At 63.4% G+C, this 6278-nt stretch carries 5 protein-coding genes; all 5 read right to left on the bottom strand.

The window, feature by feature from the left end; translation table 11 throughout:
• Window positions 1-106 precede the first annotated feature (106 nt).
• Entirely contained in the window at window positions 107-496 is a 390-nt protein-coding gene (locus ACILRA_RS18410) for a hypothetical protein (RefSeq protein ID WP_395663520.1), read from the bottom strand.
• A 47-nt stretch (window positions 497-543) separates the two neighbouring features.
• Window positions 544-2541 carry a flotillin domain-containing protein gene (locus ACILRA_RS18415; RefSeq protein ID WP_395663521.1) on the bottom strand — a complete coding sequence of 666 codons (1998 nt, stop codon included), beginning with the start codon at window positions 2539-2541 and terminating at the stop codon, window positions 544-546.
• A 77-nt stretch (window positions 2542-2618) separates the two neighbouring features.
• Window positions 2619-3323: a bacteriorhodopsin gene (locus ACILRA_RS18420; RefSeq protein WP_395663522.1), complete on the bottom strand. Its 705-nt coding sequence runs from the start codon at window positions 3321-3323 to the stop codon at window positions 2619-2621.
• Window positions 3324-3381: 58 nt separating this feature from the next.
• A complete protein-coding gene (locus ACILRA_RS18425; RefSeq protein ID WP_395663523.1) occupies window positions 3382-4800 on the bottom strand; it encodes an ABC transporter permease in 1419 nt (472 codons plus the stop codon).
• The coding region (locus ACILRA_RS18430; RefSeq protein ID WP_395663524.1) for a hypothetical protein at window positions 4797-6278 on the bottom strand (1482 nt) is incomplete at its 5' end. The genes ACILRA_RS18425 and ACILRA_RS18430, both read right to left, overlap by 4 nt.

Genomic DNA, 6278 nt, shown 5'->3' on the forward strand with positions numbered 1-6278 from the left:
AGGTAGAAGACCTTGTACTCCTGGCCATCGACCTCGATGGTCACGTAGCGGCCGGTGACAGGTGAATGCTTTGCCATTTCATTGACTCCTGGATCTATCCTGCCGGTCAGACCGGCACGCCGCTCTTGCGCAGCAATTCGAACTGCACGGTGAAATTCCGCAGGTTCTGCATCAGCACCAGCAGGTTGCCTTCGAGCTTCAGGTCCTTGCGGAAGCTGGCTGCCCAGATTCCGTGATACATGGGCTTCGGCATGGGCTTGGCGAATTCACGCCAGGTCTGCGCGCTGGCGCGCAGTGCGAAGTCATAGGCATCGAGCGGCTGCGGGTCGGTATTGATGTCCTTCACCTTGCCGTCATGCATCTCCACAATCACCTTGCGCTCGCCCATGTCGAACATGAAGGTGCAGGTGTAGTAGCGGCCCATGGCCTGGATGGTTTCGTCATTGTTGGTGAGCGACTTGTACTTGCTCGCCCAGGTCTTCACATCAGCGCTCATGGCCAGGCTCCCTCTCGATGCCGTTCGCTTGGTCTTTGGTTTTCACGTCAATCCCCCTTGTCTTCGACGGACTTCAGGAGGTTGCCGATCTTGGTGATATCGCCTCCCGACATGCCGATTTCGTTCAGAAGCTTATCCACGAAGGGCGCCTGCACACGGTAGCGCAGAGCCGATGAGACGATGTTGTCGGCAAGCGATCCGCCACCGGGCCCTGGCCCGTCAAGATCGCTGCCATTGCCGCCGCCGCCCGCACCATTGCCGTTGACCATGCCGGAGCCCGAAAGGCCCGGCATGCCATCGACCTGCAGGATCTTGATGTCGCTGATCTGCTCCATCGGCTTGACGCTCTCGCGGATGATGCCCTCGAGATGCTCGATGAGCTTCATGCGCAGCGCATCCTTGCGATTGTCATCGCTGCGCATGTTCTCTGCCTCGTTGAGCATGCGCTTGCCCTCGGCATCGACCTCGTAGCGCAGACGTGCGGCGAGCGATGAGAAGCGCTCGGCCTCCGCCCGCTGTTCGGCTGCTTCCGCCTGGGCCTGCGAGATCGTGGTGATCTGCAGCGCCTCGGCCTGGGCTGTGCGCGCGGCCTCGATCAGTTCGATCTGCTTGCGGCGTTCGGCGATCTCGGTCTCGCGGGCCGATACGACCTTTTCAATGGCCTCGGCCACCTTGGCGCGGGCCTCTTCAGTATCGGCCTCGGCCTGCGCCTTCTCAAGATCCTTGCGCAGCACTGCGATGTTGCGCTCGCGGTCCTCGACCTCGATTGCCATGCGGCGCTGGATGTCGAGGCGCTCAGTTTCCTGGCGGGAACGGATGCGCTCGAGATCGACCCCCATCTGCTCCTCGATCCGCGCCTTCTCCACGGCCTCGGACGAGCGGATGCGCGCCAACTCGGCGCTGCGCTCACCTTCCGCCTCGCGCGCGGCGATCTCGGATTCCTGCTGCGCCTTGCGTGTTGCGATCTCCTGCTGCTGCTGCAGACGGGCGAAGGCCTTCTCACGCTCGATGTCGAGAGCGCGGAGCTCCACCTCAAGGTTCTTGGCGAGGATGGCGAGTTCGGTCTCGCGCTCCACGTCATTGCGGTGCTTGCGCCGGGTTTCGATCTCCTCAGTCAGTGTCGTCTCACGCAAGGAGCGCTCGGCCTCGAGTGCCTTTTCCTTGCGGATGCGGACCTTCTCGATCTCCTCCATGGCGACGATCTCGGCCTCCTGCGCCTCGCGTTCGCGCTCAGCACGGTCACGCACGATCTCGGACTTCTCCAGCGCGCGCTGCTTGGCGATCTCGCGCTCCTGGCCCAGCCGCGCATATTCGCTGCGCCGCTGGATTTCGAGGGACTCGATTTCCGCCTGCAGGTTCTTGCTGCGGATCTGGATCGCGGTGTCCTGCTCGATGTCGTTACGGGCCTTTTTGCGGGACTCGATCTGCTCGGTCAGCTGGGTCAGGCCTTCCGCGTCGAAGGCATTGGACGGGTTGAACAGCTCGATGCTCACCTGGTCGAGGCTGGTGAGGGAGACGGCTTCAAGCTCCAGGCCGTTGCGCACCAGGTCGTGTTCGACCTGCGCCTTCACGCCTTTCACATATTCGCCGCGGCGGTTCTGCATTTCGTCCATGGTCATCTGGGCAGCCATGTTGCTCAGCGCATCGACGAAGCGGCCCTGCACCAGCTCCTTCAGCTGCTCGGAATCCATCGTCCGCTTGCCCAGCGTCTGCGCGGCGAGCGATACGGATTCAGCGTCCGGCTTGACGCGCAGGTAGAACTCCGCCGTCACCTCGACCCTCATCCTGTTCTTGGTGATGAGCGAGCGTTCGCCCGCACGCTTCACCTCGAGGCGCAGCGTGCGCATGCCAACGGGCGTGATGGTGTGGATGATGGGCAGCACCAGCGCGCCGCCATTGATCACCACACGCTCGCCGCCAAAGCCGGTGCGCACGAAGGCCACGTCCTTCGACGACAGGCGGTACAGCCAGTACAGCAGATAGACGACGATGGCGATGAAGATGCCAGCCAGCAAGATGGCTGTGATGATGTCAGTTCCGGTCATGTCTCAACCCTCGCTGTTCATGGCTGCGGAAGAGTAGTGGCCGCGTCCATGTCCCCTCAGTTCATTTACTTTTGTGGTCATCGCCGCACCTCCCGCGCCGTCTCTCCTGCCGCGAGGTGATAGATCACCAGGCAGAAGGCGATGCGGTTCAGGAAGTCTGCAAGATTGTAGATCAGGTTGATGCTCGCCCCGTCGACGCCGCCGCCCAGATATTCCATGAAATAGGCCAGCGGATAGATCGCCCAGCCGATGGTCACGATCAGGCGCAGCGCATTGTAGGTAGACTGCAGCTTCTTGTTGTCAGAAGCCGAGATGAGCCGCCCCGCCTCGCCCAAGTAGAGCTCGCCCAATATGTAGAGCCCGCCTGCAAGACCCACGAGGAAGCCCAGCGTGGGGCTGATGAAGTTGGCAGCCCCCAGATAGCCTGCAGCCACAAGTACGGCAGATGACACAAGCAACCGCCAGAACAAGGCCGGCGATGGCTGCGATGTGGCAACAAGCAGGAAGTGGAAGCTCAGCACGAGCAGCGGCACGGTCAGCTGCCAGTCGGCGAAACGGGAGGCGGTTGCAACCGCTCCGGTGGCCGCCCAGCCCTGCGACAGTCGCAGGTAGCTGACGCCGGTAATGAGGGCGGCGACCGCAACGAGCGTGATCACCGTCTGCCAGCGCGGCGCCAGCCGGCGCCGCTCCGCGAACATGAACACGGCAAGTGCCAGCGTCGCCATGGTGATGAGCCAGAACGACATGCCGACGATGTCGTCCGGCTTTGGCAAGTCCATCATAGATTAGCCTCCCCTCCCCGGTTCAGCATGGCCCTTCGGCCTTTGGCGTTGCTGAACCTCATATGCGTGTCCTGATGTGCGGTGAACGGGCATAGATCGCCACCATCGGCAGGATCAGGAGCCCGAAGACGAATTGCTGGCCCTCATAGCTGAGGCCGATGCCGACGAGGAACGACGAGAGCACCTGCAGCACCAGCACGCCGATGACCGTGAAGCCATAGCCGCCCCAGCCGCCGAGCAGCGACGTGCCGCCGATCACCACGGCCGCGAGCGTCATGAACAGATACTGGTTGCCCACCCCGATGAAGCCGCCGCCGCTCCAGCCGAGCAGCAGCATGCCGGTGATGGCGGCAGTCCCGCCGCTGATCGCATAGACGCCCACCCAGTAAGCATGTTCAGAAATCGACAGCCGCTTGGCAGCGGTACGGCTGCCGCCCAGCGCATAGAGATTGCGGCCAAACACGGTGTTGCGCATGGCAAGGCTCAGCAGCACGGCAGCCGCGATCCAGATCACGATGACCGGCGGAAAGTCGAGGCCGAAGGTGCGGCCGTTCATGGCGGCGATGTTGGTGAGCCAGTCCGGCACGGTACCGAACACGTTACCGCTGTAGTTGGTGCCGATGCTGGTGAGGATCTGCGTGCCGCCCGCCACCGCGAAACCAACGCCCAGCGTCACGATCAGCGCCTGGCCCTGCAGCCGGAAGCTGAGCAGCCCGTTGATGACCCCGATAGCAACGCCCAGCAGCAGGATGATGATGACGGCAAGCCAGGATGGGACGCCGAGGCCCAGCAGATAGAGCAGCCCGACATTGGCCGCGCCGATCACATAGGGGATCGACAGGTCGAGGCCGCCCAGCAGCGCCACCAGTGTCTGCCCGATGCAGGCGAGACCGAGAAAGGCGGCGAAGACCAGCATGGACTTGACGTTGATGCCGGAGAAGAAGCCTGGCACGATAAGCGAGCCGATGGTGAACAGCCCGATGAAGACGATGATGCCGACATAGCCGCTGGTATTGTCCTTCACCGTCGTGTTGACGATGGCCGCAAGCCCGAGGAACAGCGCCAGCAAGATCGCCGCGCCCACATTGCGCGCCGTGTAGAAATTCTCGACCGAGAAGGAGATGATCAGGAACAGCGCCAGCAGCGCCAGCACGGCGATGACGACGTATTTGTAGCTGATCACCAGCCGCCGCGCGAAGCGAGCGGCAGACACGTCCTCATCGAGTGGGGCTGCAGGATCCTCACCACGCCGCGCATTGACGGAGTCGAGCGCCATGCCGTCTGCGCCATAGACCCAGCGCACCGAGAAATGATGCCAGCCCCACAGCACGATGGCGAAGGTGGCAGCGCCATAGAACAGGATGTATTGCCCCGGCACCTCTTCATAGATGCCGAGGATAATGGCCACCGCCGCCACCAGCCCAGCGAAGAGGAAGCCCAGCCATTTCGAGAAATTGTGGACAGCCGCGCGCATCATGCCCCCTGCTCTCCCGTGTCAGAGCCCACATGCCGGCCCAGCGCCATGCCGCCGCCCACGCCCCCGCGGCGGCGGAAGTCGAAGAGGAAATAGAGGAAGAAGCGCGCGCCGATGAAGGCCGCCAGCACCGCGACGATGAACTTCCACAGCGCGATGCCATTGACCGCGAAGAGCGCGCCCAGCCCCGCCACCGCGGCAACACCGATGAAGATGCTGATGTAGGTATAACTCGCCACGCGATTATCGAGGCGGATGCCGCTCAGCACATGGCGGCGCACCCGCGGAATGGTGAGCAGGAATCCTGCCACTGCGATCACCAGAATGGCGAGCGCCTGGGTGAAGAAGGCCTCGGGGAGTGCCACCGTTGCCGACGGCAGTGCCACATCCGCCACCACCGGGGCAGGTGGCGCCGCCGCTACTTCGCCCGCGGGCTTGAAGGCCATGGTGCTGAAGAAGGTGGCGGCCAGGGCGGTGATGGCCAGCAGCGCGATCATCAACACGGTGATGTTGCGGATGCGCTTCTGGAAGCCTGGCAGGGTGACGATGAACAGAACCGCCCCCACCAGCAGCGGCGCCACGCTGGCGGTAAGGCTTCCCTGGCTCTGCAGGAATTCACTGTTGAGGTAGACGAGCAGCAGGATCGCCGCTGCGGCGGCGACAGCCATGAACCACAGTGACACTTCGCCGACGCGGCTGTTGGCCTGCGGCACGGTGGTGAAGATCAGGATGCTGGCGAACAACACGGTACCTGCAGCAACGGCGGCAATCGCCAGCGCCTGCGCCGCAAGACCTGAGCCTTCAGAAGACCCCATCAACTCCGGCAGTGCCGCAAGACTGAAGAAGGGCACGGGCGGCAAGGCAGCTGCCGCCTGTTGCGCTGCCGCCTGCGCCAGCAGCGCGCTGTCATGCACGCCATAGCCCAGCACCAGCAGCGCCACGGCGGCGACGAAGGCCAGCGTATAGAGATTAAGGTAGCGGTAAAGCAGGTAAAGCAGGAAGAAGGCCACGGCGATAATGACGGCAGCGACGACCAGCGGTGTGCCCCGGGGCTCCGATTTGGCCTCTTCCCCGCCCGCCGACAACGACTGGCCCGAGAGGGATTGCCCGCCGAGCGACTCACCCGCCGGTGGTTGCGCACTAAGCGACTCGCCCGAAAGGGACTGGCCGCTCAGCGATTCACCTGCAGGCGCCTGCGTGCTGAGAGATTCTCCGGACAAGGACTGACCCGAGAGCGACTCGCCCGTGGACTGCGAACTGAGAGATTGGCCAGCAGAGAGCGACTGCCCCGCGGACTGGTTGCTCGGCACATATTGCGCGATGCGCACCGTGTCCTTGGCGTAGATCATGACGCCGAGCGCCACAAGCGACAAGAACACGAAGAAGGCGGACGGCGACAGCTTGCGCGTGGCGCGCTGCACCTGCGGCAGGAAGATGGTGAGCAGCAGTGCCGCCACGAGGATGCCGCCATATGAGAGCTG

This window comes from Aestuariivirga sp. (assembly GCF_044239095.1).
Taxonomy (GTDB): Bacteria; Pseudomonadota; Alphaproteobacteria; order Rhizobiales; family Aestuariivirgaceae; genus Aestuariivirga.